25 protein-coding genes are annotated in these 26,996 nt (G+C 69.9%); 3 read left to right on the top strand and 22 right to left on the bottom strand.

The window, feature by feature from the left end; translation table 11 throughout:
- Nucleotides 1–45 precede the first annotated feature (45 nt).
- The 20 genes from atpD to thrC form a co-directional block, all read right to left on the bottom strand.
- Nucleotides 46–1,494 carry a F0F1 ATP synthase subunit beta gene (gene atpD / locus IEY82_RS22175; protein WP_189126112.1) on the bottom strand — a complete coding sequence of 483 codons (1,449 nt, stop codon included), beginning with the start codon at nt 1,492–1,494 and terminating at the stop codon, nt 46–48.
- 1 nt (nt 1,495) lies between these two features.
- Nucleotides 1,496–2,398: a F0F1 ATP synthase subunit gamma gene (locus IEY82_RS22170; RefSeq protein WP_189126111.1), complete on the bottom strand. Its 903-nt coding sequence runs from the start codon at nt 2,396–2,398 to the stop codon at nt 1,496–1,498.
- 3 nt (nt 2,399–2,401) lie between these two features.
- Entirely contained in the window at nt 2,402–4,051 is a 1,650-nt protein-coding gene (gene atpA, locus IEY82_RS22165) for a F0F1 ATP synthase subunit alpha (RefSeq protein WP_189126110.1), read from the bottom strand.
- A gap of 23 nt (nt 4,052–4,074) precedes the next feature.
- A complete protein-coding gene (locus IEY82_RS22160) occupies nt 4,075–4,884 on the bottom strand; it encodes a F0F1 ATP synthase subunit delta (RefSeq protein ID WP_189126109.1) in 810 nt (269 codons plus the stop codon).
- The gene (locus tag IEY82_RS22155; protein WP_189126108.1) at nt 4,884–5,435 is read right to left on the bottom strand and encodes a F0F1 ATP synthase subunit B; all 552 of its coding nucleotides are present in this window, start codon (nt 5,433–5,435) and stop codon (nt 4,884–4,886) included. The genes IEY82_RS22160 and IEY82_RS22155 overlap by 1 nt, the downstream gene beginning before the upstream one ends.
- 35 nt (nt 5,436–5,470) lie before the next feature.
- Nucleotides 5,471–5,701, bottom strand: coding sequence for an ATP synthase F0 subunit C (gene atpE, locus IEY82_RS22150; RefSeq protein WP_189126107.1), 231 nt, complete (start codon nt 5,699–5,701; stop codon nt 5,471–5,473).
- 72 nt (nt 5,702–5,773) lie between these two features.
- The gene (atpB, locus tag IEY82_RS22145; protein WP_189126106.1) at nt 5,774–6,565 is read right to left on the bottom strand and encodes a F0F1 ATP synthase subunit A; all 792 of its coding nucleotides are present in this window, start codon (nt 6,563–6,565) and stop codon (nt 5,774–5,776) included.
- A 67-nt stretch (nt 6,566–6,632) separates the two neighbouring features.
- A complete protein-coding gene (locus IEY82_RS22140) occupies nt 6,633–6,848 on the bottom strand; it encodes an AtpZ/AtpI family protein (RefSeq protein ID WP_189126105.1) in 216 nt (71 codons plus the stop codon).
- A gap of 68 nt (nt 6,849–6,916) precedes the next feature.
- The gene (locus IEY82_RS22135; RefSeq protein ID WP_189126104.1) at nt 6,917–7,336 is read right to left on the bottom strand and encodes a Cg1360 family ATP-synthase-associated protein; all 420 of its coding nucleotides are present in this window, start codon (nt 7,334–7,336) and stop codon (nt 6,917–6,919) included.
- A 129-nt stretch (nt 7,337–7,465) separates the two neighbouring features.
- Nucleotides 7,466–8,746 carry a glycosyltransferase family 4 protein gene (locus IEY82_RS22130; protein ID WP_189126103.1) on the bottom strand — a complete coding sequence of 427 codons (1,281 nt, stop codon included), beginning with the start codon at nt 8,744–8,746 and terminating at the stop codon, nt 7,466–7,468.
- Nucleotides 8,747–8,803: 57 nt separating this feature from the next.
- Nucleotides 8,804–10,069: a serine hydroxymethyltransferase gene (gene glyA / locus IEY82_RS22125; protein WP_189126102.1), complete on the bottom strand. Its 1,266-nt coding sequence runs from the start codon at nt 10,067–10,069 to the stop codon at nt 8,804–8,806.
- 142 nt (nt 10,070–10,211) lie between these two features.
- The gene (locus IEY82_RS22120; protein WP_189126101.1) at nt 10,212–10,589 is read right to left on the bottom strand and encodes a hypothetical protein; all 378 of its coding nucleotides are present in this window, start codon (nt 10,587–10,589) and stop codon (nt 10,212–10,214) included.
- Nucleotides 10,589–12,643 carry a hypothetical protein gene (locus IEY82_RS22115; protein ID WP_189126100.1) on the bottom strand — a complete coding sequence of 685 codons (2,055 nt, stop codon included), beginning with the start codon at nt 12,641–12,643 and terminating at the stop codon, nt 10,589–10,591. Before IEY82_RS22115 ends, IEY82_RS22120 begins: the two co-directional genes overlap by 1 nt.
- Nucleotides 12,644–12,732: 89 nt before the next feature.
- Entirely contained in the window at nt 12,733–13,389 is a 657-nt protein-coding gene (locus IEY82_RS22110; protein WP_229697641.1) for an L-threonylcarbamoyladenylate synthase, read from the bottom strand.
- Between the two features lies 1 nt (nt 13,390).
- Entirely contained in the window at nt 13,391–14,245 is an 855-nt protein-coding gene (gene prmC, locus IEY82_RS22105) for a peptide chain release factor N(5)-glutamine methyltransferase (RefSeq protein ID WP_189126098.1), read from the bottom strand.
- Complete coding sequence (gene prfA / locus IEY82_RS22100; protein ID WP_189126097.1) at nt 14,242–15,294, bottom strand: peptide chain release factor 1; 1,053 nt, start codon at nt 15,292–15,294, stop codon at nt 14,242–14,244. Before prfA ends, prmC begins: the two co-directional genes overlap by 4 nt.
- 90 nt (nt 15,295–15,384) lie before the next feature.
- Complete coding sequence (gene rpmE / locus IEY82_RS22095) at nt 15,385–15,603, bottom strand: 50S ribosomal protein L31 (protein WP_189126096.1); 219 nt, start codon at nt 15,601–15,603, stop codon at nt 15,385–15,387.
- A 194-nt stretch (nt 15,604–15,797) separates the two neighbouring features.
- Nucleotides 15,798–17,849: a transcription termination factor Rho gene (gene rho / locus IEY82_RS22090; RefSeq protein ID WP_189126095.1), complete on the bottom strand. Its 2,052-nt coding sequence runs from the start codon at nt 17,847–17,849 to the stop codon at nt 15,798–15,800.
- 453 nt (nt 17,850–18,302) lie between these two features.
- Nucleotides 18,303–19,211 carry a homoserine kinase gene (gene thrB / locus IEY82_RS22085; RefSeq protein WP_189126094.1) on the bottom strand — a complete coding sequence of 303 codons (909 nt, stop codon included), beginning with the start codon at nt 19,209–19,211 and terminating at the stop codon, nt 18,303–18,305.
- Between the two features lie 166 nt (nt 19,212–19,377).
- A complete protein-coding gene (thrC, locus tag IEY82_RS22080; RefSeq protein ID WP_189126093.1) occupies nt 19,378–20,436 on the bottom strand; it encodes a threonine synthase in 1,059 nt (352 codons plus the stop codon).
- A 168-nt stretch (nt 20,437–20,604) separates the two neighbouring features.
- On the opposite strand from thrC, the gene IEY82_RS22075 reads away from it, so the two are divergent.
- On the top strand, nt 20,605–22,089 hold the full coding sequence (locus tag IEY82_RS22075) for a glycosyltransferase family 2 protein (protein ID WP_189126092.1): 1,485 nt from the start codon (nt 20,605–20,607) through the stop codon (nt 22,087–22,089).
- Nucleotides 22,090–22,093: 4 nt separating this feature from the next.
- Here the strand turns inward: IEY82_RS22075 and IEY82_RS22070 are convergent, their stop codons facing one another.
- Complete coding sequence (locus tag IEY82_RS22070) at nt 22,094–23,710, bottom strand: glycosyltransferase family 2 protein (RefSeq protein WP_189126091.1); 1,617 nt, start codon at nt 23,708–23,710, stop codon at nt 22,094–22,096.
- On the bottom strand, nt 23,707–24,783 hold the full coding sequence (locus IEY82_RS22065) for a glycosyltransferase family 2 protein (RefSeq protein WP_189126090.1): 1,077 nt from the start codon (nt 24,781–24,783) through the stop codon (nt 23,707–23,709). Before IEY82_RS22065 ends, IEY82_RS22070 begins: the two co-directional genes overlap by 4 nt.
- Nucleotides 24,784–25,011: 228 nt before the next feature.
- Between IEY82_RS22065 and IEY82_RS22060 the strand changes: the two genes are divergently transcribed.
- Both IEY82_RS22060 and IEY82_RS22055 read left to right on the top strand, forming a co-directional pair.
- Nucleotides 25,012–25,449, top strand: a complete 438-nt coding sequence (locus tag IEY82_RS22060) for a hypothetical protein (protein ID WP_189126089.1) — start codon at nt 25,012–25,014, stop codon at nt 25,447–25,449.
- 65 nt (nt 25,450–25,514) lie between these two features.
- Nucleotides 25,515–26,942 (top strand): glycosyltransferase family 2 protein, encoded by a 1,428-nt coding sequence (locus IEY82_RS22055; protein ID WP_189126088.1) that lies wholly within the window; start codon nt 25,515–25,517, stop codon nt 26,940–26,942.
- Nucleotides 26,943–26,996 lie beyond the last annotated feature (54 nt).

Genomic DNA, 26,996 nt, shown 5'->3' with positions numbered 1-26,996 from the left:
CCACCACCGTAGCTCCGGGCTCGCGACGCCCTCTGGCTGGGCGATCTAGTGCCGCTCGAGTTCCTTGGCCTTGGCGATGGCCTGGTCGATGCCACCGACCATGAAGAACGCCTGCTCGGGCAGGTGGTCGTACTCGCCCGCGCAGAGGCCCTTGAAGGAGGCGATCGTCTCGTCCAGCGGCACGTTCTCGCCGGGCTGACCGGTGAACGCCTCGGCGGCGTACATCGGGTGGGACAGGAACCGCTCGATCCGGCGCGCGCGCTGGACGGTGACCTTGTCCTCTTCGGAGAGCTCGTCGATGCCGAGGATCGCGATGATGTCCTGGAGCTCGCGGTACTTCTGCAGGATCCGCTTGGTCTCCTGGGCCACCCGGTAGTGCTCCTCGCCGACGATCTGCGGGTCGAGGATCCGGGAGGTGGAGTCGAGCGGGTCCACCGCGGGGTAGATGCCCTTCTCCGAGATCGGCCGCGAGAGCACGGTCTGCGCGTCGAGGTGCGCGAACGCGTTGTGCGGCGCCGGGTCGGTGATGTCGTCGGCGGGCACGTAGATCGCCTGCATCGAGGTGATCGAGTGACCACGCGTCGAGGTGATGCGCTCCTGGAGCACACCCATCTCGTCGGCCAGCGTGGGCTGGTAACCCACGGCGGACGGCATACGGCCGAGGAGCGTGGACACCTCGGAACCGGCCTGGGTGAAGCGGAAGATGTTGTCGATGAACAGCAGCACGTCCTGCTTCTGCACGTCGCGGAAGTACTCCGCCATCGTCAGGGCGGACAGGGCGACCCGCAGACGGGTGCCCGGCGGCTCGTCCATCTGACCGAAGACGAGCGCCGTGTCCTTGAGGACGTCGGCCTCCTCCATCTCCAGCCAGAGGTCGTTGCCCTCACGGGTGCGCTCGCCGACGCCGGCGAACACCGAGGTGCCACCGAAGTTGCGGGCGACTCGACGGATCATCTCCTGGATGAGGACGGTCTTGCCCACACCCGCGCCGCCGAACAGGCCGATCTTGCCACCCTGTACGTACGGCGTGAGCAGGTCGATGACCTTGATGCCCGTGACGAGCAGCTCGGTGCGCGACTCGAGCTGGTCGAACGGCGGCGACGGCCGGTGGATGCCCCACTTCTCCTCGATCTTGAGGGAAGCGGTGGGAACGTCGAGCGACTCGCCCAGCGTGTTCCACACGTGGCCCTTGACCACGTCACCGACGGGCACCGAGATCGGCGCGCCGGAGTCGGTGACGGCCGCGCCGCGGACCAGTCCGTCGGTCGGCTGCATGGAGATGGCCCGGACGAGGTTGTCGCCCAGGTGCTGGGCGACCTCGAGGGTCAGCACCTTGCTGTCTCCGCCGAGCGTCACCTCGACGTTCAGCGCGTTGTAGATTTCGGGCATCGCCTCGACGGGGAACTCCACGTCGACGACGGCCCCTGTGACGCGAGCCACGCGGCCGACACCGGCCGCCTGGGTCTCAACAGTCTCAACAGCCTCTGCAGTCATTTCACTCTTTCCCCGCTGCGGCGTCAGCGAGCGCGCTGGCCCCACCGACGATCTCGCTGATTTCCTGGGTGATCTCGGCCTGGCGAGCCTGGTTCATCTGCATGGTGAACACGCGGATCAGCTCGTTGGCGTTGTCCGTGGCGGACTTCATCGCGCGACGGCGGGCGGCCTCCTCGGAAGCCGCCGACTCGAGCAGTGCCGTGAAGATGCGGGACTCCACGTAACGCGGCAGCAGCGACTCCAGCACGTCCGCCGCGGTCGGCTCGAACTCGAAGTACGGCGGGATCGCGTCGGTCTCGGACGCCTCGGTCTCCTCGACCTCCAGCGGCAGGATGCGCTTGACCACGACGTTCTGCGTGAGCATCGAGACGAACTCGGTCGAGACGATGTGAATCTCGTCGATCCCGTTGTCGTCCTTGAACGACTCGATCAGCGTCTCGGCGATCTCCTTGGCGTTGCGGTAGGAGGGCGCCCGGGAGAACCCGACCCACTGCCCGCCCATCTCCCGGTTGCGGAAGGAGTGCCAGGTGACACCCTTGCGCCCGGTGACGAACGGCACCACGGAAAGGCCGCGGCTCTCCAGCAGCCCGCGCAGGGCCTCGGCCTCACGCAGCACGTTGGCGTTGAAGCCGCCGCAGAAACCGCTGTCGCTGGTGACGACGAGGACGCCCGCCTTGCTCGGGTTCTCCTTCGCCACGGTCAGCGGATGGTCGACGCTGGCCGCGTTGCTGACGACGCCGGTGACGGCGCGAGTGATCTCACGCTCGTACGGCAGCGCCGCCTGCATCCGCATCTGCGCCTTCACGATCCGCGAGGAGGCGATGAGCTCCTGGGCGCGCGTGATCTTGGCCGTCGACTTGACCGACCTGATCCGCCGCCGCAGCAGCCTTAGCTGGGCACCCATGGCCTACTTCTTCTCCGCCGAGCGGACGACCTTGCGGATCTTCTCCTGGCCGACCTCTTCGGCTTCGAGCGGCGCGACCGGCTCGTCCTTGACCAGCAGCTCGCCGGACGAGGTGGTGAAGCCCTTCTTGAACTCCGTGACGGCGTCCTTGAGGGCGGTCACCGTGTCGTCCGACAGATCGTTGGTCTCGCGGATGCTGTCGAAGATGCCCTTGTGGCTCGTCTGCAGGTAGTCGAGGAACTCCGTCTCGAAGCGGCGGACGTCCTCCACCGGCACCTCGTCGAGCTCACCGGTGGTGCCGGCCCAGACCGACACGACCTCACGCTCGACCGAGAACGGGGAGTACTGGGCCTGCTTGAGCAGCTCGGTCAGGCGCTGACCGCGCTCCAGCTGGGCCTTGGACGCCGCGTCCAGGTCGGAGGCGAAGGCCGCGAAGGCCTCCAGGTCGCGATACTGCGACAGCGACAGGCGCAGCGTGCCCGCGACCTTCCGCATCGCCTTGATCTGCGCCGAGCCACCGACTCGGGAGACCGAGATACCGACGTTGATGGCAGGGCGGATACCGGCGTTGAAGTAGTCGGTCTCCAGGAAGCACTGGCCGTCGGTGATGGAGATGACGTTGGTCGGGATGAACGCCGAGACGTCGTTGCCCTTGGTCTCGATGATCGGCAGGCCGGTCATCGAGCCGCCGCCCATGTCGTCGGAGAGCTTGGCGCAGCGCTCCAGCAGACGGGAGTGGAGGTAGAACACGTCACCCGGGAAGGCCTCGCGACCCGGCGGGCGGCGCAGCAGCAGCGACACGGCGCGGTAGGCGTCGGCCTGCTTGGTCAGGTCGTCGAAGACGATGAGGACGTGCTTGCCCTGGTACATCCAGTGCTGGCCGATGGCCGAACCGGTGTAGGGGGCGATGTACTTGTAACCAGCCGAGTCGGAGGCCGGGGCGGCCACGATCGTGGTGTACTCGAGCGCGCCCGCCTCTTCCAGGCGAGCCCGCACCTGCGCGATCGTCGAGCCCTTCTGGCCGACCGCGACATAGACGCAGCGCACCTGCTTCTCCGGGTCACCGGAGGCCCAGTTGTCGCGCTGGTTGAGGATGGTGTCCACGGCGATCGCGGTCTTGCCGGTGCCACGGTCACCGATGATCAGCTGGCGCTGGCCGCGGCCGATCGGCGTCATGGCGTCGATCGCCTTGATGCCGGTCTGCAGCGGCTGCTTCACCGGCTGGCGCTGGACGACCGAGGGGGCCTGGAGCTCAAGGGCGCGCAGGCCCTCGGACTCGATGGCGCCCTTGCCGTCGAGCGGCTTGCCGAGGGGGTCGACCACGCGGCCGAGGAAGGCGTCGCCGACGGGCACGGACAGGACCTCGCCCGTCCGCCGGACCGTCTGGCCCTCCTCGATGTGGCTGAAGTCACCCAGGATGACGACACCGATCTCACGGGTGTCGAGGTTCAGTGCCAGGCCGCGCGTGCCGTCCTCGAACTCGAGCAGCTCGTTCGCCATCGCCGAGGGAAGGCCGGAGACATGGGCGATGCCGTCGCCACAGTCGACGACGGTCCCGATCTCCTCGCGCGCGGCGCCTTCCGGTTCGTACGCCTGGACGAAGCGCTCAAGCGCGTCCCGGATCTCGTCCGGCCGGATCGTAAGCTCCGCCATCTCTACTCTGTCTCCCTATTCGCCTAGCCGGCCAACCGGCGGCGGACTTCTTCGATTCGTCCCACAATGGTGGTGTCGATGATCTCGTCGCCGATGCGGACCGAGAAACCACCGAGCACTCGCGGATCCACCTCGACGTTCAGGTGCACGTCACGACCGTAGGAGGACCGCAGCCACGCCGCCAGGCGTAGCTTCTGCTCCTGGGTCAGGTCGACGGCACTGCGCACCACCGCGACGAGGCGCTGGCGCTGCTGCGCCACCAACTGGCCGACCTCCTGCAGACCTGTCTCCAGGCTACGTCCTCTTGGGTGCACTGCCAGCTGCGAGATGAGACGCAGGCTGGTCGGCGCGACCTTGCCGCCGAGCAGGTCGCGCAGCAGCTGCCGCTTGCCCTCCTCGGGGGCCGCCGCGTCGGTGAGCGCGCGACGGAGGTCGGGGTTGGCGGCGACGACGCGGCCGAAGCGGAAAATCTCGTCCTCGACCTCGTCGAGCGTGCCCTGGCCTTCGGCCTCGGCGGCCGCGGCCACGACTCCGAGCCGCTCCAGCACGTCGGCCAGGTCACCGGCGCGCGACCACCTGGCCGACACGGCGGCCTCAGTGGTGGCGACGGCGGCCTCGCCGACCTTGCCGTCGAGCAGCGCGCGCACGGTCCGCGCCTTCTGCTCCGCGGCCCTGGCCGGGTCGGACAGCGCACGGCGCAGGCCGTGCTCACGGTCGAGCAGATCGGCGATCGCGAACAGCTCGTCGGAGAGCGTGCCGAGGTCGGCACTGCCGGCGACCGCGTTGAAGCGCTCCTCGACCTCCGCCAGCGAGCTTCTGCTCAGGCCTCTCATTAACGCACCGCCTGCGCGCCGGAGCCTTCGAGCTCGTCGAGGAACCGGTCGACGGTGCGGCGCTGCCTCGCCTCGTCCTCAAGGGACTCGCCGACGATGCGGCTGGCCAGGTCGGTCGACAGGCGGCCGATCTCCGTGCGGAGCTGGGCGAACGCCTGCTGACGGTCGGCCTCGATCTGCGCGTGCGCGGCCTCGACGAGGCGCCGGGCCTCGGCCTGCGCCTCCTCGCGGAGCTCCGCCTTGATCTGCGCGGCCTGCTCGCGAGCCTCCTCGCGGAGACGCGCGGCCTCGTGCCGCGCCTCGGCGAGTTGGTCGCGGTACTGCTGCTGCAGGGCCTGCGCCTCGGCCTGGGCCTCTTCCGCCCTCTTGATGCCACCCTCGATGGCGTCGGTCCGCTCGGCCAGCGTCTTCTGGATACGCGGGACGAGAATCTTGCCGACGACGAGGACGACCGCGAAGAACGCGAAAATACCGACGACGAGCTCGTAGACGTGCGGGATGAGAGGGTTGGCGCCCTCCTCCGCCGCGAGGAGCGTAGCTGCCGTAGTCATGGATGCAGCCTTTCGTCAGGGGATTCGTCTGGTCGTTAGATGTTGGCGAAGATGAACGGCGCGACCAGACCGATCAGGGCGAGGGCCTCGGTGAGCACGAAGCCGAGGAGCATGTTCTGCCGGATCAGGCCGTAAGCCTCGGGCTGACGCGCGATGGCCTGCACGCCCTGACCGAAGATGATGCCGACGCCGATGCCGGGGCCGATGGCGGCGAGACCGTAACCGATGGCGGTGACGTTGCCGGAGACCTCAGCGAGAACGCTCATTGCTGTTTTCCTTTACTGGACGGCCGGTGAAGCGAAGTCTCCACCGGTCTGGACTATTCCGGTCTGTGGTTGTCAGTGCTCGGGATGCAGCGATCCGCCGATGTACATCGCGGCCAGCATCGCGAACAGGAACGCCTGCAGGAACTGGATGAACATCTCGAACCCGGTCAGGATGATCGTCATGATGACGCCGACGACACCGACACCGGCACCCAGGGGGGTCAGCTTCTCGAACAGGAACCAGAAGCCCACCATGCTGAAGAAGGCGATGAGCATGTGACCCGCGAACATGTTGGCGAACAGTCGCACGGCGTGCGTGAACGGTGCGATGATCATGTTCGACAGGAACTCGATCGGGGCCAGCAGCAGGTAGATCGGCTTGGGCAGCCCCGGGGGGAACATCATGTTCTTGAAGTAGCCGCCCGCCCCCTGGTGCTTGACACCCAGGTAGACCTTCAGCGCGTAGATCGAGAGGGCGAGCACGGCCGGGAAGGCGATGTGCGAGGCCACCGGGAACTGCGCGAGCGGGATGACACCCATGACGTTCCAGATCAGCACCAGGAAGAAGACGCTCACCAGCAGGCCCATCCACCGGTCGGCGTCCTTGCCCAGGAAGGGCCGGGCGACCTGGTCACGGACGAACATGTAGCCGTATTCGACGACGTTCTGCACACCCCGGGGAACGACCTTCGGGCTGGCGAAGGCGGCCCAGCAGACGCCGATCACGAGGATCGTGCTGAGGAGCGCCAGCAGAACCGGCTTGGTGAACCAGTCGACCCCGGCAATGATGGGGGGCAAATTGAACAGCTCATCGGGCGTGGGCGCCCCGAACTGATCGTCGGCGAGGACCGTCAGCGCAGTCACGCGGCGTTCCCTTCAACGTCGTAGTGGATCACAAGGGTTTCCTCAGCGAAGCGATCGCTACGTGGGACTAGCGACCGTACTTCCGGTAGACCAGATAGACGGATAGCACGACCCCCAGGACGACGCCTATGGGGAAGAACGCGGACGTGTCGAGCCAACGGTCCAGCAACCAGCCGCCACCGCCATAGATCGCCATCCCGGCGAGCAGGGAGCTGGGGATCGACCAAGCGGCGTTGGCGAAGTCCTGACCGTCGTCTTCCGGTCGGCGTTCCTGTTCGCTCATCGCGGGCCTGACGATAGCAGGAGCGAGGAGGACTAGTCATATCGGACCCCAGCCTTTTACCAGCGACATCAGTCGCTCTTTCCGGGAACCTTGGCTTCGGGGTCGACGTACAGCATCTTCGTTTTCATGAAGGCGCGGACCTCGAAGGCAGTCCAGATGATCGTGCAGACCACGACGGACCAGGCGAAAGCCTTCGTGTTCCACGCCGTGCTGTCACTGAACGTGACCAACATCACCATGATGACGATCACCTTGACGAGGTAACTCCCCATCGCCGCCATGGCCATGATCTGGGGGGACACCCGTGCGGCGTAGCTGACGACCACCACGCTGATGCTGAAGAAGACTCCGACGAGCAGCGTGCCCAGCGTCGCGCCGAGCGCTCCCTTGCCTCCGGCGAGCACGAGGGCCACGACCACGGCGACCACTCCCGCCGCGAGGGTGGGGATCGCGGCGCTCTTGAGGACGCGCACGTCGTTGGCCTGCATCGATGCTCCAGAAACGATTGTCAAGCGAGCGTTTGCTACTCCCAGAGCGTATGCAATGGGAGCCCCTGCTCGTGAAAGATATCACAAGCTCACAGAAGACCGCTTTTACCTGCCGTTTCTAGTTCACGATCATGAACCACCAGGAAAGGCAGGAATGACCGGTTTCCCTTCGGCGCTCGCGCGTTCCTGAGGAGGATCGTCCGCCCGGCGTACCGGCCGCGTGGCGTCGGACGCCGGCAGGATGGGCGGCATCGGACCGGTAGGCGGACCGTCGTCGTCGGTCGGCTCCTTGCCACGCCTGGGCGCCCCGCCGCGACCGCGCCAGCGAGGTGCGGCCATCAGCACCAGCACGCCGATCGCGAGCAGGATGACCACGGGGAACAGCAGGACCGGCACTCCCCGCCAGGACATCGCGACGATCCCGAACGCGAACAGGAACGCCCAGGCGTACATGATGAGGACCGAGCGCCGGTGCGAGTGGCCGATGTCCATCAGCCGGTGGTGCAGGTGGCCGCGGTCGGGCGCGAACGGCGACATGCCGTAGGACGTGCGCCGCACGACGGCGGTGATGAGGTCGACCAGCGGCAGCACCAGCACGGCCGCGGGCAGCAGCAGCGGGAGCAGGACGGCGAACTTGTTCATGTCCTCGATGACCGCCGGGTCGAGCGGCGTGACGGTGACGATCGAGGAGGCGAGGACCAGGCCGATCAGCATCGCGCCCGTGTCACCCATGAAGATCTTGGCGGGATGGAAGTTGTGCGGCAGGAAGCCCAGGCAGGTGCCGATGAGAACGGCCGCGATGCCCGCCGTGGTGGTGATGTTGTTGCCGCTGATGCTCTGCGACAGCAGGATCGAGTAGGCCCAGGTCGACATGGCCGCGATGCACACGATCCCGGCCGCCAGCCCGTCGAGCCCGTCGACGAAGTTGACGGCGTTGATGGTGACGACCACGACCAGGATGGTGATGATGGTGCTGAGCGTGTAGTCGAGGCTGGTGGAGCCGCCCCAGTCCTGGGGCAACGGGAGATAGACCAGCCGCAGGTCGTAGTAGACCAGCACCCCGGCAGCCGCGACCTGACCGGCCAGCTTGATGAAGGGGTCCATGCCCCACCAGTCGTCGAGGAAGCCGGTCACGGTGATGATGCCGCCGGCGATGAGCAGCGCCATCACCGGGTCGCCGTCGGCGCTGAGCGCCTTACCGGTGTGCGCCAGCTCGCTCGCCACCAGCAGGCCCGCCACCAGCCCGCCGTACATCGCCAGCCCGCCCAGCCGAGGCGTGGGTGTGGTGTGCACGTCACGCTCGCGGATCTCCGGAGCGGCCCCGATGCGGATCGCGAAGCGGCGCACCAGCGGGACGAGGAGATACGTCACCGCCGCCGCGACGAGCGCCATGAACAGGTATTCGCGCACGGACCTAGTTTCCCGGATGCTCCGGCCAGCTGTGACCGGAAAACGACACAGACCAGCTTAATATTCGCTGAGATATGGCTGATGGATGGCCAGCAGCGCCGACACCCTCTCCCTGACGTCGGCCGCCGAGCCGGGCCGGAGCACCGCCTGTGCCACCAACGTCCCCACCTCCTTGAGCTCCTGGGGCCCCATCCCCTGGGTTGAGACGCACGGAGTGCCCACGCGGATCCCCGAGGTGACGGCCGGAGGCTCCGGATCATACGGGATGGCGTTGCGGTTCAGCGTGATTCCCGCCGCTGCGCAGCGCCGCTCGGCCTCGGCTCCGGACACGCCCAGCCCGCGCAGGTCGATCAGCGCCAGGTGGGTGTCGGTGCCGCCGCTGACCGGCCGCATGCCCTCCGCCGCCAGCGCGTCGCACAGCGCCCGCGCGTTGGCGACCACCCTGCGCGCGTAGCCGGCGAACTCCGGCCGCATCGCCTCGCCGAACGCCACCGCCTTCGCCGCGATGACGTGCATCAGCGGGCCGCCCTGGATGAACGGGAACACCGCCCGGTCGATCCGCGCGGCCAGCTCCGCCGTGCACAGGATGCCCCCGCCGCGTGGTCCGCGCAGCGCCTTGTGGGTGGTGAACGTCACGACGTCCGCGTACGGCACAGCGGACGGGATCGCACCCCCGGCCATCAGCCCGATCGGGTGCGCCACGTCGGCCAGCAACCAGGAGCCCACCTCGTCGGCGATGCCGCGGAAGGCGGAGAAGTCGATCAGCCGCGGATAGGCGGTCGCGCCGCACACGATCAGTTTCGGCTGGTGACGCACCGCCAGGTCCTGGACCTCGTCGTAGTCGATGAGCTCGGTGTCGCGGCGGACGCCGTACGACACCACGTTGAACCATCGTCCCGAGAAGTTCACCCTGGAGCCGTGGGTGAGGTGGCCGCCGTGCGGCAGCGCCATCGCCAGCATCGTGTCGCCCGGCTGCAGCAGCGCCGCGTACGCCGCCAGGTTGGCGGAGGCTCCGGAGTGCGGCTGCACGTTGGCGTGGTCGGCGCCGAACAGCCGCCGGGCCCGGTCGATCGCCAGCCGCTCGGCCCGGTCGACGACCTCGCAGCCGCCGTAGTAACGCCTGCCCGGGTAGCCCTCGGCGTACTTGTTGGTGAGGGTGGAGCCGAGCGCCGCGAGAACGGCGGGCGAGGTGAAGTTCTCGCTCGCGATCAGCTGCAGCCCGTCGCGTTCGCGCTCGAGCTCGTCGAGCAGCACCTGGGCCAGTTCGGGGTCCTCCCGCTGGAGCAGGCCGAAGTCCGGGCCGTAGTAGGGTTGTCCACCCATTTCTCCACTGTACGACCGAGTGTCCGATTTTCCCACAGGTCCATGACGACGCATCGTTCGCCCGGCGTCACATTCCTGATACGTCGTGGTCAGGAGGAGGTCTTCAGGAGGCGTTCAGGAGTAGGCGTTCAGGAGAGCGCGTTCAGGAGAAGGCGTGAGGCGCGCCCGCGGCGCTGGGGATCCAGCGGGGGGTGTCGGCGGCCTCGTCACTGATCGACGTCAGCACCGCCTGGCGGTAGAGGGCGAGCCGCTTGCGCCACTCGCCGATGTCCTCGACGTAGCGGCTCCCCACCGGCGCGTCCCACGTCTGCGGACTCCTGGCCAGCCCGTACGCCTTGTCGAGGGCAGTCGTGAGGCCCTCCAGCAGGGGCAGAGCGGCCTGCCAGGCGTTGACCAGGCGTTGGTACTCGGGATTGAACTCCCAGGCCCTGGGCTGCACGCTGAGCGGATCGGTGCCGGCCGTCGCGGGAGGTCTCTCCCCCGGTCGCATCGGCTGGGGCGCGGGCGGGTCCACGTACATCACTCGCTCCTCTCGCGCGGGCCCGGATCGACCGCGCCGGGCGGACCGTCCGGCACGACGTGCCTGGGCGCCCACTCGCCCCTGCCGTACTCACCGGCCGGGACCTCGACTCCGGGAAGGTCCAGCGGCTCGACGTCCCTGGCGTGGGCCATCAGCGTCCTCAGCCCGTCGAGATCGAGCGGCGTCGCCTCGGCGGACACCACATCGCTCCCGTCGTCCGCCCACCTCGTGGCATCGCTCTCCACCCCGGCTCCCCGCCCGTCCCCGTCGCCCTGCCCTGCCCTCTCGCCCCCGGCGACCGGCGTGTCCCCGGTTCCGGCCGGCGGAGTCGGATCGATCACCACCGGCTCCCCCTGCTCGGTCCCTCCCCCACCATCACTGCCGCGCTCCGGCACACCACCACCATCCGCATCGGCTCCTCGATCCGGCTGAACACCGGCATCGCGGTCCACCCGCGCGTCCGGCACACCACCACCGTTCGCATCACGATCCGGCTGGACACCCGTATCGCGGTCCGCGCGCGCGTCGGCGGGAGAATCGCGGTCGGGCGTGGGGTCGGCCGGCGCGCAGCCGTTGCCGCCTGAGGTGTCGGCCGCTGGAGCGGAGTCACCCGGATCGGCTGTTGCGGTGGTGCCACCGGACGGATCTGTTGCTGCGGTGACGCCAGTGGGCGTGTCCGTGAGAGAAGCCGGTGAAGTGTCCACCGGGGTCCCGGGTGCGATCGTGCCGGCTGGGCCGTCCGGCCGGATCTCCCTGGCGGCCCACTCGCCCCTGCCGTACTCCCCTGGCGGAACCTCCACGCCGGGCAGGTCGAGCGGCTGGATGTCACGAGCGTGGTCGACGACCGTTTTCAGCCCGTCCATGTCCAGGGGGCGGGCCTCGGCGGAGACCACGTCGTCGCCGTCGTTGGCCCACTTGCCGACGTCCGGCGTGCCCGTGCCGTTGGTGGCGTCAGCAGGCTGGCCGTCGCCGCCCGGGGACGGCATGTCGATCGGCTGGACGTTGTCGATGTTCTCCAGCAGTTCGCGCAGTTGCTCGGCCGTGGGCGGATCGATCGGAACCTGGAGCACCTTGACTCCGTCGACCTCGATGACCTGCGGTCTGTGCGGGTCGGAGTCGTCCGGATGATCCTTGGCCGGGGTGTCCACGCGCTGCCCGTCGGCCTCGGCGCCACGGTCCCGCCTGCTGTCCCGATCGTCATCCTTCGGCTCGTCACCCACCGCCGTATCGTCCCCGGTCTTCGGCACGTCGTCCGACCGCCTGGCCTCATCACCCGTCCTCGCGTCCTCAGACGGCTTGTCCGGCTTCGCGTCGTCACACGCCTTAGAACCGTCCTCTGACGGCTTCCCGTCGTCCCCGGTCTTCGGCACATCGTCCGACCGCCTGGCCTCATCGCCCGTCTTCGCATCCTCGGACGGCTTGTCCGGCTTCGCATCATCCCCGGTCTTCGGCACGTCGCCCGACCGCCTGGCCTCATCGCCCGTCTTCGCATCCTCGGACGGCTTGTCCGGCTTCGCATCATCCCCGGTCTTCGGCACGTCATCCGACCGCCTGGCCTCATCACCCGTCTTCGCATCCTCAGACGGCTTGTCCGGCTTCGCATCATCCCCGGTCTTCGGCACGTCGTCCGACCGCCTGGCCTGATCGCCCGTCTTCGCATCCTCGGACGGCTTCCCGTCGTCCCTGGTCTTCGGAGCGTCCTCGGCCGGTTTGGTGGTGTCGCTGCGGGGGTTGTCGTCGCGGGAGCGGTCGTCGCGTGGTTCCTTGGGCTCGTCGGCGGGCTTGCCGTCGCCCCCCACCGTGGGGGCGGAGTCGCCCCGGGGCCGGTCGGCCTTCTTCTCCAGCAGCCCCAGCCGGTCGTTGACGTCCTTGACCATGGTGTCGGCGGCCTCGGCGACCTGGACGGGGCGGTGTGTGGTCTGCGTGGCCAGGCCCGCCCGGGTCATGACCTGCACGACCCGGGCCTCGGTGGCGCGCAGCTGGGTGGCCGCCTGCTTCACCTCGGCCAGCAGTTCGCGGACCAGTTGGGGATCCATGCCGTCGAACTTGCCCATGGGCTACTCCCGGACGTCGTGGCCGCTCCGGGAATCACCGTAGGCATCCGGCGGGCACCACCGCAGCCGGGATAAGCAGACGGTATCGGTCAGTCGTCGGTCGCGACGTAGCCGATGATGCCGCGCAGCTTCTCGACGGGGATCGTCCCGCGCCTCAACAGCCGCGGCACGGCCGAGGTCAGGTCGAGAATCGTCGACGGGGTGTGGTCGGTGGTCTTGCCGCCGTCGAGGTAGACGGCGACCGCGTCGCCCAGCTGCTCATGGGCCTCGTCGGCGGTGACGGCCGCGGGCGCGCCGGAACGGTTGGCGCTGGAGACGGCCATCGGCCCGGTCTCCTTGAGCAGGTCGAGGGCGACCGGGTGGAGCGGCATGCGGATGGCCACGGTGCCCTTGGTGTCGCCCAGGTCCCAGGAGAGCGCCCGGTTGGCCTTCCACACCAGCGTGAGCGGACCAGGCCAGAACGCGTCGATGAGGTCCTGACCGTAGGGGCCCAGGTCTTCGACGAGGGCGCCGGCCGCGCGTACGGTGCCGACGAGGACGGGCGGCGGCATGTCACGGCCGCGCCCCTTGGCGGCGAGCAGCGCGGTGACCGCCGCGGGGGTGAAGGCGTCGGCGCCGATGCCGTAGACGGTGTCGGTCGGCAGCACGACCAGCTCACCGCGGCGCGCCGCGGCGGCGGCCTCGGTCAGGCCCTCGGCGCGCTGCTCGAGGTCGGTGCAGTCATAGCGTTTGCCCACGCCGTGCATCCTAGTCCTGGCCGAGCCGTGCGGTGACGAAGCGGTCCCTGCGGGTCAGATCCTGGCGCAGGCGTACGTCTCGCCAGCCGTTGTCCTCGGGGAACGTGAGGTAAACCGACCGGCCCTGTTCGTCGGCGTGCTCGACGGCGACCCAGCCGCCGGGGCGCAGCAGGCGCCGGGCGGTGCGCTCGACCGCGCGCACCTCGCCGAGCCCGTCGTCGCCGGTGCCGTAGAGCGCCCGGGACGGGTCGTAGTCGCGCACCTCGGGATCGCGGGGGATCGCGCCGGGCGGGATGTAGGGCGGGTTGGAGATGACCAGGTCGACCTTGCCGTTGAGCTCGGGCAACGCCTCTGCCAGGTCTTCGGGGTGCAGGTGGACGCGACCCTGGCCGTGCTCCGTGATGTTGCGCTTGGCCCATCCGTAGGCGTCGGGGTCGACCTCGACGGCGTGCACCTCGGCGAGGGCGACCTCCTGGGCGATCGAGAGCGCGATCGCCCCGGAGCCGGTGCCAAGGTCGACGACCAGCGGGGCGGCGACGTCCATCTCGCGCAGTGTCTCGATGGCCCAGCCCGCCATGACCTCGGTCTCGGGGCGCGGCACGAACACGCCCGGCCCCACCTTCAGCTCCAGGTAGCGGAAGTAGGCGTGGCCGGTGATGTGCTGCAGAGGTTCGCGGGCCGCGCGCCTGGCGACGCCCTCCCAGAACAGCGCGTCGAAGTCGGCGTCCCTGACCGTGTGGAGCTCGCCCCTGCGCACGCCGTGGACGAAGGCCGCGATCTCCTCGGCGTCGGTGCGCGGCGACGGCACACCTGCCTCGGCGAGCCGAGCGGTGGCGAGGGCGATCTCGTCCAGCAGAAATGTCATGAGTGTTGTGCGAGCTTCTCCGCCATCTCGGCGTCGATGAGTGCCTGGGTGACGGCGTTGAGCTCACCGTCGAGGACCTGGTCGAGGTTATACGCCTTGAAGCCGACCCGGTGGTCGGAGATGCGGTTTTCGGGGAAGTTGTACGTGCGGACCCGCTCGGAACGGTCGACGGTGCGGACCTGCGACTTGCGCTCGGCCTGCGCCGCGGCGTCGGCCTGCTCCTGGGCGATGGCCAGCAGCCGGGCACGCAGGATGCGCAGCGCCGACTCCTTGTTCTGCAGCTGGCTCTTCTCGTTCTGGCAGGAGACCACGGTGCCCGTGGGCATGTGGGTGATGCGGACCGCCGAGTCGGTGGTGTTGACGCTCTGCCCGCCGGGGCCACTGGAGCGGTAGACGTCGATGCGCAGGTCGTTGGGGTCGACCTGGACGTCGACCTCCTCGGCCTCCGGATAGACGAGCACGCCGGCGGCGCTGGTGTGGATGCGGCCCTGCGACTCGGTGACGGGCACCCGCTGCACGCGGTGGACGCCGCCCTCGAACTTGAGCCTGGACCAGACGCCCTCGTCGCCCTTGGCCTTGATCGCGACCGTGACGTCCTTGAATCCGCCGAGGTCGGACGGCTGGCTGTCGATGATCTCGGCCTTCCAGCCGAGCCGCTCGGCGTAGCGGAGATACATGCGCAGCAGATCTCCCGAGAACAGCGCGGACTCCTCACCGCCCTCGCCCGCCTTGATCTCCATGATGATGTCCTTGTCATCATTGGGGTCGCGCGGGATCAGCAGGTGTTTGAGGCGCTCCTCCAGCTGCGGGACGCGCTCCTCCAGCTCGATCGCCTCGGCCGCGAACGCCTCGTCCTCGCCGCTCAGCTCCTTGGCGGCGCTCAGGTCGTCGCGGACGGACTCGAGCTCGCGGTAGGTGTGAATGATCGGGGTGAGCTGGGAGTAGCGCCTGCCGAGGGTGCGTGCCTTGTTCTGGTCGGCGTGCACGGCGGGGTCGGCAAGCTGCAGCTCCAGCTCGGAATACTCCTTGAGCAACTCGTCGAGGTTCACCGTGGGTCCTTCTGTCTGGATGTGGGCGGGCCGTTCACCAACAACGCCGACCCGGCGCACCGTGGTGCGTCCGGGCCGGCGTCGGTGAAGCTACTTGCCCGCGGACTTCTTGCCGAAGCGCTTCTCGAAGCGGGCCACCCGGCCGCCGGTGTCGAGGATCTTCTGCTTGCCGGTGTAGAACGGGTGGCAGGCCGAGCAGACGTCGGCGTGGATGCTGCCGTTCTTGGCAGTGCTGCGGGTGGTGAACGTGTTGCCACAGGTGCAGGTGACCTGGGTCACGTTGTAGTCAGGGTGAATGTCGCGCTTCATCGCTGTCCTTTCGGGGTGCGGTCGCCGGGTCGCCATGTGACGCTCTCGCGTGGGGCGGGAACCGGAACCGCTACGGGTCAGCTACCAGTGTGCCAGACACTGAAACCATCCCAGGCCACGATGCATTCCCTCGCGGGTCGAGTCATGCGAAAGGGGCGGCCGGTGATCCCGGGCCGCCCCTTTCGGATGGTGCGTCAGTCGCGGTCGTTGCTCACCGTGGTCTTCTGGACCTGCAGGAGGAACTCGGCGTTGGACTTGGTCTCCTTCATCTTCTCCAGGAGAAGCTCCAGAGCCTGCTGCATGTCCAGCGCGTGGAGGACCCTGCGGAGCTTCCAGACGATCTGAAGCTCGTCCTTGGCCATCAGGATCTCTTCCTTACGGGTGCCGGACGCGTCGACGTCCACCGCGGGGAAGATGCGCTTGTCGGCCAGGGAGCGGTTGAGCTTGAGCTCCATGTTGCCGGTGCCCTTGAACTCCTCGAAGATGACCTCGTCCATCTTGGACCCGGTCTCGACCAGGGCCGTGGCGAGGATCGTCAGCGAGCCGCCGTTCTCGATGTTGCGAGCGGCGCCGAAGAAGCGCTTGGGCGGGTAGAGGGCCGTGGAGTCGACACCACCCGACAGGATGCGACCGGACGCCGGGGCCGCCAGGTTGTAGGCGCGGCCGAGACGGGTGATCGAGTCGAGCAGGACGACCACGTCGTGGCCCAGCTCCACCAGGCGCTTGGCCCGCTCGATGGCGAGCTCGGCGACCGTGGTGTGGTCCTCGGCCGGACGGTCGAAGGTCGAGTGGATGACCTCGCCCTTGACCGACCGCTGCATGTCGGTGACCTCTTCGGGCCGCTCGTCCACGAGCACGACCATCAGGTGGCACTCGGGGTTGTTGCGGGTGATCGCGTTGGCGATCGACTGGAGCACCATCGTCTTGCCGGCCTTGGGCGGCGAGACGATGAGGCCGCGCTGGCCCTTGCCGATCGGCGAGACGAGGTCGATGATCCGCGTGGTGAGGATGTTCGGCTCGGTCTCGAGGCGCAGGCGCTCCTGCGGGTAGAGCGGGGTGAGCTTGTTGAAGTCGGGCCGGTTGCGGGCCTGCTCCGGGTCCATGCCGTTGACGGTGTCGAGGCGGACCAGGGCGTTGAACTTCTCGCGGCGCTCACCGTCGCGCGGCTGGCGGACGGCGCCGGTGATGACGTCGCCCTTGCGCAGGCCGTTGCGGCGGATCTGGGCGAGCGAGACGTAGACGTCGTTGCTGCCCGGCAGGTAGCCGCTCGTCCTGACGAACGCGTAGTTGTCGAGGATGTCGAGGATGCCGGCGATCGGGATGAGAACGTCGTCCTCGCCGATCACGGGCTCGCTGCTGTCGAAGCGGTCGCGGCCACGGCCACGGTTGCGCTCCCTGAAGCGGCCCCGACGACCACGGCCGCCGCGGTCGTCGTCGTCGCCCCGCTGGTCGCCCCGCTGGTCATTGCGCTGGTCGCTCCGCTGGTCGGAGCGGCTGCCGGAGTCGACCCGCTGGTCGGAGCGTCCGCCCTCGCCGCGGGAGCCGTCACGGCCACCGTCACGACCACCATCGCGGCCGCCGTCACGACCACCATCGCGGCCGTCACGACCGCTGTCGCGGCCACTGTCACGAGCACTGTCACGAGCACTGTCACGACCGCCATCGCGGCCGCTCTCACCGCGGTCGTTGCCGGAACGCTCGCCCCGGTCGCGGCGCTCGCCGCGGCTGCGGCGCTCACGCCGGCTCTCGCCCCGGTCGCCGCGCGGGTCACCGTGACCGGTGTCGGCGGGCTGAGAGGTCTGCTCGACGACCGGCTCGGCCGGTGCGGCCACGGGCTCGGGCGCGGTGACGACCGGCTCGGCGGCCTGCGCAGCGGGCTCCTCGACGGTCTTGGCGCGGGAGCGTTCCCTGCGGGCACGAGCCGGACGCTCGGTCACGGGCGCCGCCTCGGCGGTGGCCGCGGCCACTGCCGGTGCCTCGGCCACGGGAGCAGGTGCGCTGTCTCCGGAACCGACGCCCTGCTTCTCCTGGATGGCCGCGATGAGCTGGCTCTTCCGCATCCGTCCGGTGCCGCTGATGCCCAGCTCGGCGGCCATCTTCTGCAGCTCGGGCAGCACCTTGGCGGAGAGGCCGGTGCCGGAGCGACGCGCACGGGGCTTGGCCACGGCGCGGGTGGGGGTGTCGCCGGACGCCGGCTGCGCAGGCGAGCCTGGTGCGTCGGAGAGGAGTTCGGTGGTGTCGCTCAACTAAAAGGTCCTTCCCAGGGGTCGGGCCCCGGTTTTGTTCCGCCGGGCGTCCCGGAGGTGCTTGCGATCCGGCGCAGACCGGGTCGGGGTGCACTTTGCGATCTTCGGCCGTCGCTGGGGACGGCCGCCACTCTTGGGGAGGGGCTCGTCCAGGCCGTCACAGGACGGTGACGCGTGGAAGACACCCCCCAGATTGCTGTCGCCAGCCAGATGTCGAGGTGATTCGAACGCGCAAGCCCCCGTCGTCGCCGCCTCACTTTGGGCCAACCGGGTGTGGGCCAACCGGAGGTAACGGATTCCGGGGAGACAGCCGCGCCGCCCACGCCTCACGGCGTGAAGCACAATGCAGCAATGCATGGCTGACAAGCACGCACCCACCAAGGGGGCATCTGGTGCGGCTATCAGCCTAACATCACCAGCGCACACGACTATTCCCTGAAGGTCTAAGTGTCATCAGCGTGTCTCGGGGAACTGAACGTTCGCACCAACCGGGTCGACGTCCATTTGCTGGATGTGCCAGTCATTACCCACTTCTGGCGCGATCAAATCCTGCGAATCCGGTGTCGAAAACGCAAGAACCGTGGGACCCGCCCCCGAGACGACCGCGGGCACGCCCACTGCACGGAGACGTTCTACCAGATCCGCACTCCGCGGCATCGCAGGCGCGCGGTATTCCTGGTGGAGCCGATCTTCCGTCGCGGCCAGCAGTAGCTCGCGATCCGGCATCTGGAGCAACGCCGCGATCAGCAGCGCGGTCCGGCCGGCGTTGAAGGAGGCGTCCTTGTGGGGCACGTCCTTCGGAAGAAGCCCCCGAGCGGTCTCGGTGGCCAGTCGCGTCGCCGGAACGATCACGACGGGCCGGATGCGCGCATCGGGGATTAGTTTCACCATACGCGGTGCGCCCGAGTGCTCGGTCCAGGCGACGGTCAGCCCTCCGGCCAGGCACGGAGCCACGTTGTCGGGGTGGCCCTCCATCTCAGTGGCGAGCGCGAACACCTCGTCGTCCGACAACTCGCCCTCGCCGGCCAGGGCGCGCGCGGCGAGCAGGCCCGCGCAGATCGCCGCGGACGACGAGCCGAGCCCCCTGGCGTGGGGGATCCGGTTGCGGCAGTGCAGGCGGATCCCGGCGGGCTGCGCCATGCCCATCCGGTCGAACGCCTTGCGCATGGCCTTGACGACCAGATGGCCCTCGCCGAGATCGAGCTCGCCGGCGCCCTCACCCTCGACGGTCACGCGGACGCCCGGCTCACCGGTGAGCGTCGCCTCGACCTCGTCGTGCAGCCCCAGCGCCAGGCCCAGGGAGTCGAACCCGGGCCCCAGATTGGCCGACGTCGCCGGCACGTGGATCACCACGGTGCTCATCGGTCAGACTTCCCTCTCGGTCCGCGATCCCGCGCGCGGCCGAACCACGCCGAGGTCGTGCAGATGGTCGTGCGGATGGGTCGTGCGGATGGGTCGTGCGGATAGGTCGTGCGGATGAACGTCCGGATGACTGTCCGGACGAGTGTCGCCGCGCGCGTACGCGGCGTCAGGCGAGGTTGAGCGCGCCCGCCGCGGCCTGGACGTCGACGGGGATCGTGATCGGGGCCGGGGCGCCCGCGATGGCCCAGTCGGGGTCCTTGAGACCGTTGCCGGTGACCGTGCAGACGATGCGCTGGCCCGGCTCGATCAGCCCCCGCGCGTGCGCCTGCAGCAGACCGGCCACGCTGGCCGCCGAGGCGAGCTCGACGAACACGCCCTCCTCCTGGGCCAGCAGTTTGTACGCGGCGGCGATCTGGCGGTCGGTCACCGACTGGATGTCGCCGCCCGACTCGTCACGCGCCGCGATGGCGAGCTGCCAGGAGGCCGGGTTGCCGATGCGGATGGCGGTGGCGATCGTGTGGGGATGGGCGACCGGGGCGCCGTTGACGATGGGCGCGGACCCGCTGGCCTGGAAGCCGAACATCCGGGGCGCCTTCGACGACACCCCGTCGGTGAGGTATTCGCGGTAGCCCATCCAGTAGGCCGAGATGTTGCCCGCGTTGCCCACGGGGATGCAGTGGATGTCGGGCGCGTCGCCCAGCGTGTCGACGATCTCGAAGGCGGCGGTCTTCTGGCCCTGGAGCCGGAACGGGTTGACCGAGTTGACCAGCGCGATCGGGTAGCTGGAGGACAGCTTGCGGGTCATCTCCAGGCAGTCGTCGAACGACCCCTCGACCTGCAGCAGGGTGGCTCCGTGGACGAGCGCCTGGGCCAGCTTGCCCATCGCGATCTTGCCTCGCGGCACCAGGACGGCGCAGGTGAGCCCGGCGCGCACCGCGTAGGCGGCGGCCGAGGCCGAGGTGTTGCCGGTGGAGGCGCAGATGACCGCCTTGGCGCCCTCTTCGACGGCCTTGCTGATGGCCATGGTCATGCCACGGTCCTTGAAGCTGCCCGTCGGGTTGGCGCCCTCGACCTTGAGGTAGACGTCACATCCGGTGAGGGCCGAGACACGGTGCGCGGGCACCAGTGGGGTGCCGCCCTCGAGCAGCGTGATGACGGGCGTCTTCGTGGTGACCGGAAGCCGCTCACGGTACTCCTCGATGAGGCCACGCCACGACCTGCTCATGATGACTCCCTACCTGCGTTGTCAGGCACAAAGTGTACGGGGTGCCCGGGAGGGGACGGTCGGCCGGAGGGCCCCGGACCGCCGGGGCGGCGTGGCCATGGTCGGACATGCCGCAATTGAGGAAATTCTCAGCAACTGTCGATAAGGTCGCGCCAGGGGGTCACCATCATGAGCGCGCGTCCCGCGATGACGCAGAACGACTTTTCACCACTGCAGCCGCCCGAGCTCGGCGCCTGGTCGCCCGCCCTGTCGGTGAGCGTGGTCATTCCGGCGCACGGCGGACCGCACCTGGAGCTGACGCTGGCCGCGCTGGCCGCCCAGACGTATCCGGGCCACCTACTGGAGGTGCTGGTCGTCGACGACGGCAGCGAGCCGCCGATCCGGCTGCCGGAGATCAGGCCCGACAACACCCGCGTCGTCAGGACCGAGAGCGGGTGGGGCATCTCCAACGCCGTCAACACCGGCGCCAAGGCCGCCGACGGCGAGATCATCCAGCGGCTCGACGCCGACATGGTGGCCTGCCGGGAGCACATCGAGGCACTCGCCCGGTGGCACCACCTGACCGACTACCTGGTCACGATCGGGATGAAGAAGTTCGTCGAGGCGCCGTCGCTCACGGCGAACGAGGTGTTCCGGGCGCGGCGGCTGGATGAGCTGTTCGACCTGGACCGGGCGGTGGCGAGCTCCACCGAGGCGACGATCGCCAAGACCGACGGGCTGCGCCGGAGCCGCAATCCCTACCACGTGTGCACGGGGCCGACGTTCGCCCTGCCCCGGGAGGTCTTCCACGCCGTGGGAGGTCTCGACCCGACGGTGGCCCGGGGCGAGGACACCGAGTTCGCCTACCGGCTGGCCATGCACGGGGTGGTGTTCGTCCCCGACCTGGAGGCGCAGGCCGTACACCTCGGGTTGCCGGCGCAGCACCGCGACCGGGAGCGGGCCGTGCGGGTCGTGGAGCCCTACCTCGCGCACCGCGTGCCGCTCCGGCGCGACCTGCGCAAGGATCGCGGGCGGCGGTGGCTGGTCCCGTACGTGGAGATCGTGCTGGACGTGACCGACACCTCCGAGGCGGTCGTGCGGCGGGCGGTGGCGGCGGCGCTCGACGGCAAGCTGCAGGACGTCGCGGTGACGCTGGTGGGGCCGTGGTCGCGGTTGCGCGAGGGGCGGCGCTCGGTGCTCGGCGACCCGTGCTTCGAGCTGCGGCTGATGCGCGACCTGTTCGCGCACGACGAGCGGATCAGGCTGATCGACGAGGCCGCGCCCACGCCCGCGCCGACGCCCTTCCGCTATCGGGGGCCGGTGGACGTGCCGCTGCACCGCGCGACGCTCGAACGCATGGTGGAGACCGTGCAGAAGGACCTGACGGGCGTGCTCGTCGTGGACCTGCCCGACGGCCGCACCGCCCGTCTCGAACGCACCTCCGCCCTGGGGCGCGCGCACCTGCTCGCCGCACCGGACGACGACCTCGACGCCGTCATCGCCACCACCCACGGGGTACGGCACGTGCCGCCGGAGCGCTACTGGCCCCCGGCGGCCCCGGCCGCCGCCACCACGGCGACGCCGGCCGTGACGGTCCCGGTGGCGGCCGCACCGGAGGAGCCGGTCGAGCGGACCCTCCTGGGCCGGCTGAAGTCGGCGCTGCGCACCGGCTGACGGCTCAGCGGCGCCCCTTGCCGAGCGCGCGTTTCACCGTGGTGGACAGGACGACGCGCAACCCCTGCTGGGCGCGCTTGGCCGCGGCGAGCTGGCGGCGCAGGGAGCCGACCTCGCGGCGGAGTTCGACGGCGCTCTTGCGCCACTTGGCCGCCTCGTCACGCCACTTGGCGACCTGGCCGCGCAGCCGTTCGACCTCCTTGGCCAGCCGCGCGGCCTCTTCCTGAGCCTCCGTCCTGGCGCGCAGGGCGCCGCGACGGCCGAGGACGACGGCGGGCTCGGTGGTGAAGGGGTAGCTCTCGGCCTCCACCCACGACACGCCCGACACGTCGTCGACCGCGTCGTCGAGACACTCCCCCGGCCGGAGCACGATCCGGGCCCTGGCGAAGGCGGAGGCGCGCTCCAGCCGGGCCGTCAGCAGGCCGTCGGCCGACTCCCGCAGCAACACGTTGACCAGGCCGAGGCCCTCGTCGCGGGCCAGGTCGAGGAGCCTGGCCAGGGTGTCCTCGCCGGGCACCCAGCCGGAGGGCAGGCGCAGCACGAAGGGGACGGCCGGGTCGGCCTCGTCGGTGGACGCGAACCGCACCCGGCCTTCGTAGCGGTAGTGGCCGTGGATCAGCGCCAGGTCGAGGCCGGGGTCGGTCAGCGGGGCACGGCGCTCGTGGCCGGCCGAGTCCCACGGGCCGACCAGAACGATCGAGAGGTCCGGCACGGTCCCGGCCAGCAGGGCGTCGACCGTGGCGCGTACGGTCTCGTAGCCGGCGGTGCCGTCGAGCAGGACGGTGACGTACGGGACCTTCCACTGGCGTCCGGGGTTGGCGCGCAGCCACCGGTAGGAGGGGATGCGGTCGGCCACGAAGGCGTGGCTCACGCGGTCGATGGGCTGCTTGTCGCGCATCCGCATGGTGGGGCCGAGATGGTAGGCGCGGGCCTCGGGCTCGGGCACGAACACCGCTCCGGCCTGCGCCAGCCGGTAGCCCATCTCGGTGTCCTGGCCGAGGATGAGCTCGTCGTCCATCGGCCCCGCGGCCTCGACCAGCCGGGCGTTGACCGAGGTGGCGCCGCCGACGTGCAGGCTGAACGGCCGCTGCGGGTTGTCGGTGAGGCCGTTGGTCCGCTCCACCAGGTCGATGATCCAGGCGTGCGGCTCGGCCGGCTCGAAGGCCCGCTCCAGGTCGTCGGGCAGCTCGGCGGGCACGGGGGCCTCGGTGAACCTGATGTAGCCGGTCACGACCAGGTAGGGGGCGGTGTGGTGCCAGCGCATGTGCGCCTCGACCGCGCCCGGGGTGAGCAGCACGTCGGAGTCGAGCCAGTGGATGACGTCGCCGGTGGCCGCGGCCAGGCCCGCGTTGCGGGCGGCGGCCCGGCCGGGGGTCTCGCAGACGATCAGCCGGGTGCCGGCCGGGCGCTCGCGGGGCAGCCGCAGCGGCGGCGCGCTGCCGTTGTCCACGACGATGACCTCGGTCAGGTCCTCCGGGTAGGTCTGCCGGGCCAGTGCGGCCAGCACCAGGTCGAGCTTGTCCTGGCCGCCGTAGGCGGGCACGATCACGCTGACGCGCAGCGTGGGGTCGTACCCCTCGTGAGGCCGCAGGACGCGGTAGTCGTTGCCGCGGACCCTCATGCGGCTTCCAGCAGGTGGCTCGGGCGGAAGCCCCGCCACTGGTTGGTGGCCACCTTGAGGAAGTGGGCGAGCGGGAGCCGCCAGGTGTGCTCGTCGCTGAGCGTGCGCCGCAGCACGTAGCCGAGGCCGTGGGTGCGGTAGACGCGGGCGCCGGCCTCGGAGGCGGCCTTCAGGAAGTCGCGGTCGACCGCCCGGGGCTGGGCCGGGAATCCGCCGGTGTCGCCGAATCTGGCCCGGGAGAGCAGGATCGTGCCGCCCGCCACATGGTCGGACCAGACCTCGCTCGGGTAGGCGGCGCCGCTGGCGAACCTGGTGCGCCTGATCGTGGCGTGCAGCGGCTCCAGGTAGAAGAACTCGCCGGCGGTGCCCACGATGTCGGCCCCCGAGTAGCCGGCCGCCATGACCAGGTCGGCGAGGTGGCGGGGGCCGTACCAGTCGTCGTCGTCCCACTTGGCCAGGTAGTCGCCGCTGGCCAGGACGGCCGCCTGGTTGAGCACCCGGCCGAACGGCACCTCGGCGGGGGCCTCGATCCAGGCCACGGGCAGCGGGCAGTCCTCGACGGCCTGGCGTACCCGTTCGAAGGGCACCCCGTGCAGCCCGAGCAGGACCTCGATCTCGACGTCGCGCTGGCGGGCCATCTGAGTCAGGGCGGCGCCGACCAGCTCGGGACGTCTGGTCGACATGACGACGCTGATCGAGGGGATGTGGCCGGAGCGATGGGCGAGGCGGCGCAGGCGCACGCTGTGCTCCTCGCGCCGCAGGTCGGCCAGCGAGCGCGCGGTGCCGTCGGGGGCGTGGTCGAGCCAGGAACGGTCGGTGAGCAGATCGGCCAGGTCGGCGGGCACCCAGCCGGGCGCGGTGGGGGTGGTCAGGGGCACGCCGGCGGCGGCGAGCCGGGTGAGCCCGTCGAGGGGCACCGCGTCGCCGGGCCACTCGATCTCGAGGCCGCGCAGCGGGCGGAGCGCGCCAGGGTCGGGCGGCTGCCCGTCGACCTGCCAGCCGGCCTCGCTCCAGTGCAGGCGGGCGAGCCCCTTCTCCGGCGTGCGTGTGAAGCCGCAAGGGGTGACGGACATAGGTGTGGTGCTCCTCGACCGGCGGGGACTCAGTCGGCGCCTACCTTACGCCGGTTTACTGGCACGTAGGCCGCGAGTCCACCTTCATGCCGGAAAGCGCTGCAGGTCGGGGCGGAAGCAATTCCCAGTTATCACACAGGAACTTATGGCACGGTAGTGGCGAATGTTGCTTAGGGTGTCAATATCCCCTGACGCCGGTTTAGTCATGTCTATGGAAGGTATGCGCGGATGCTCTCGCCCCGCCGACTGGCAGCGGTCGCCGCGATCCTCGGTGTCGTGGTCGTGGCCGCTCTCGTGGTGCTGCTGCTCGGAGACCTGATCACCTGGGCCGCCGCGGGAGCCATCGCGGCGTCCCTGATCGCTCTGGCCGCCCTCGCCGTGCTCGTGCTCATCGTGCGCCGCCTCGACGGAAAGGCGCAGCGCATGGATCAGCGCATCAAGAAGCACGAAGCCGGGCTCGCCAAGGTCACCACCACGCTCGGCCGGATCGAGTCGAGGCTGGACCGTCTGGCCGCCGCCGTCGAGCAGTCGGCCACGCGGCGCGACGACGACCTGGGCGCGATCCTCGCCTCCCTCGGCGAGGACCGGGTGAACGCCATCACCCGCGCGCGAGAGGTGGAGGAACTGCGCCAGGAGGTCCGCGCCCTGGCCAAGGGCGGGGTATGACCAAGATCAGGCACAACGATTATGGTTCGCTCCGGCCGCCCGCGATCGGGAGCTGGAATCCGATCTTGACCCTTTCTGTGGTCATCCCCGCCTACGACTGTCAGGCGGAGCTCGGCCGCACCATGGCCGCGCTGGCGCGTCAGACCTACCCCGCCGAGTTGACCGAGGTGGTCGTGGCCGACGACGGCAGCGAGCCGCCGATCGAGCCCCGCGACGTGCCCGGCGCACGGATCGTACGGGTCCGGGACGGCTGGGGCCGCGGCGCCGCCCGTCAGACCGGACAGCTCGCCGCCACCGGTGACGTGATCCACTGGCTCGACGCGGACATGATCCTGGACGACGACCACCTCGAAGCCCACATGCGCTGGCACCACCTGATCGACCACGCGGTCGTGATCGGTGAGACCCGCTTCGTCGAAACCCTGGACGAACAGGGCGTCCAGGCCGAGTACACCCGCCGAACGCTCGAAACGACCCGGATGCTCAAGGACGCCGGCGCGGGTGCGTACCTCCTGCACACCGGGGCCTCCACTTCGGTCCGGGCCGGCCTGCTGCGCGCGGCGGGCGGCGTAGACCCGCGCCTGGACATGGCCGAGGACACCGAGCTGGGCTACCGGCTGGCGCAGGCCGGAGCGGTGTTCATCCCCGACCCCCAGGCCCGGGGCCGGCACATCGGCCCGTCCACGGTCATGCGCCGGGAGAAGGACGTCCACCGGCACAACTGGTCGTTCCTCGGCGACCTCGTCCCCGACCTGCGCTGGCTGCGCAAACACCCACGACGGCACTGGCTCGTGCCCTACGTGCGGGTCGTCGTGACGGCCACCGGCTACGAGGAGACGCGCGCCTGCGTGGACGCGGCGCTCGCGGGCACCCTCGACGACATCGGCGTCACGGTCGTCGGGCCCTGGGGGCGGCTGACCGGCGGGCGCCGCGCCAGCCTCGACGAGCCCCTGCTCGACCTGCGCCTCATCCACAACCTCTACCGCCACGAGCCGCGCGTCACCTTCGCCGAGACCGCGCCCGTCTCCGCGGCCCCCTCCCCCTTCCTGCTCACGCTCCCGCCCGGCTGGGCGCCGGGCGCCGACACGCTCTCCCGGCTCGTACGGCTCGCCGAGCCCGGCCTGCTGGGCCTCGTCTGCGCCGTCCTGGCCGAGTCGGCCGACGGCGTGGTGACGGCCCGGCTGGAACGCACCGCGGCGTTCTCCCGGGCCGCGTTCTTCCCCGGAGCGGCCGACGACCTGGTGGACGAGATGTTCGGCTCGATCTGGGTGAGCGGCGAGGAGTACGGGATCGTTCCCGCGGCCGAGACCGAGCCCGCGTCGGGCGACGCGGTCAAGTGGCGCGCGGTGGCCGCAGAGCGGCGGGACGAGGTGAAGGCGTTGCGGGCGGAGGTCGAGCGCCTGTCGGCGGAGGTGGAACGGCTGTCCGCCGAGCCTGTCACCGAGGGGCGGCGGCTCAGCTCACTCCTGCGGCACCTGAGGAGCGCGGGTTGACTCGCGAACCGATGCGGCACCTGAGGAGTCCGGAGTGATCCGCGAACCGATGCG

Source organism: Nonomuraea cavernae, assembly GCF_014646355.1.
Lineage (GTDB): Bacteria > Actinomycetota > Actinomycetes > Streptosporangiales > Streptosporangiaceae > Nonomuraea > Nonomuraea cavernae.
Note: the sequence above shows the minus strand (reverse complement) of the source record. Positions and strands in the feature narration are given on the sequence as shown.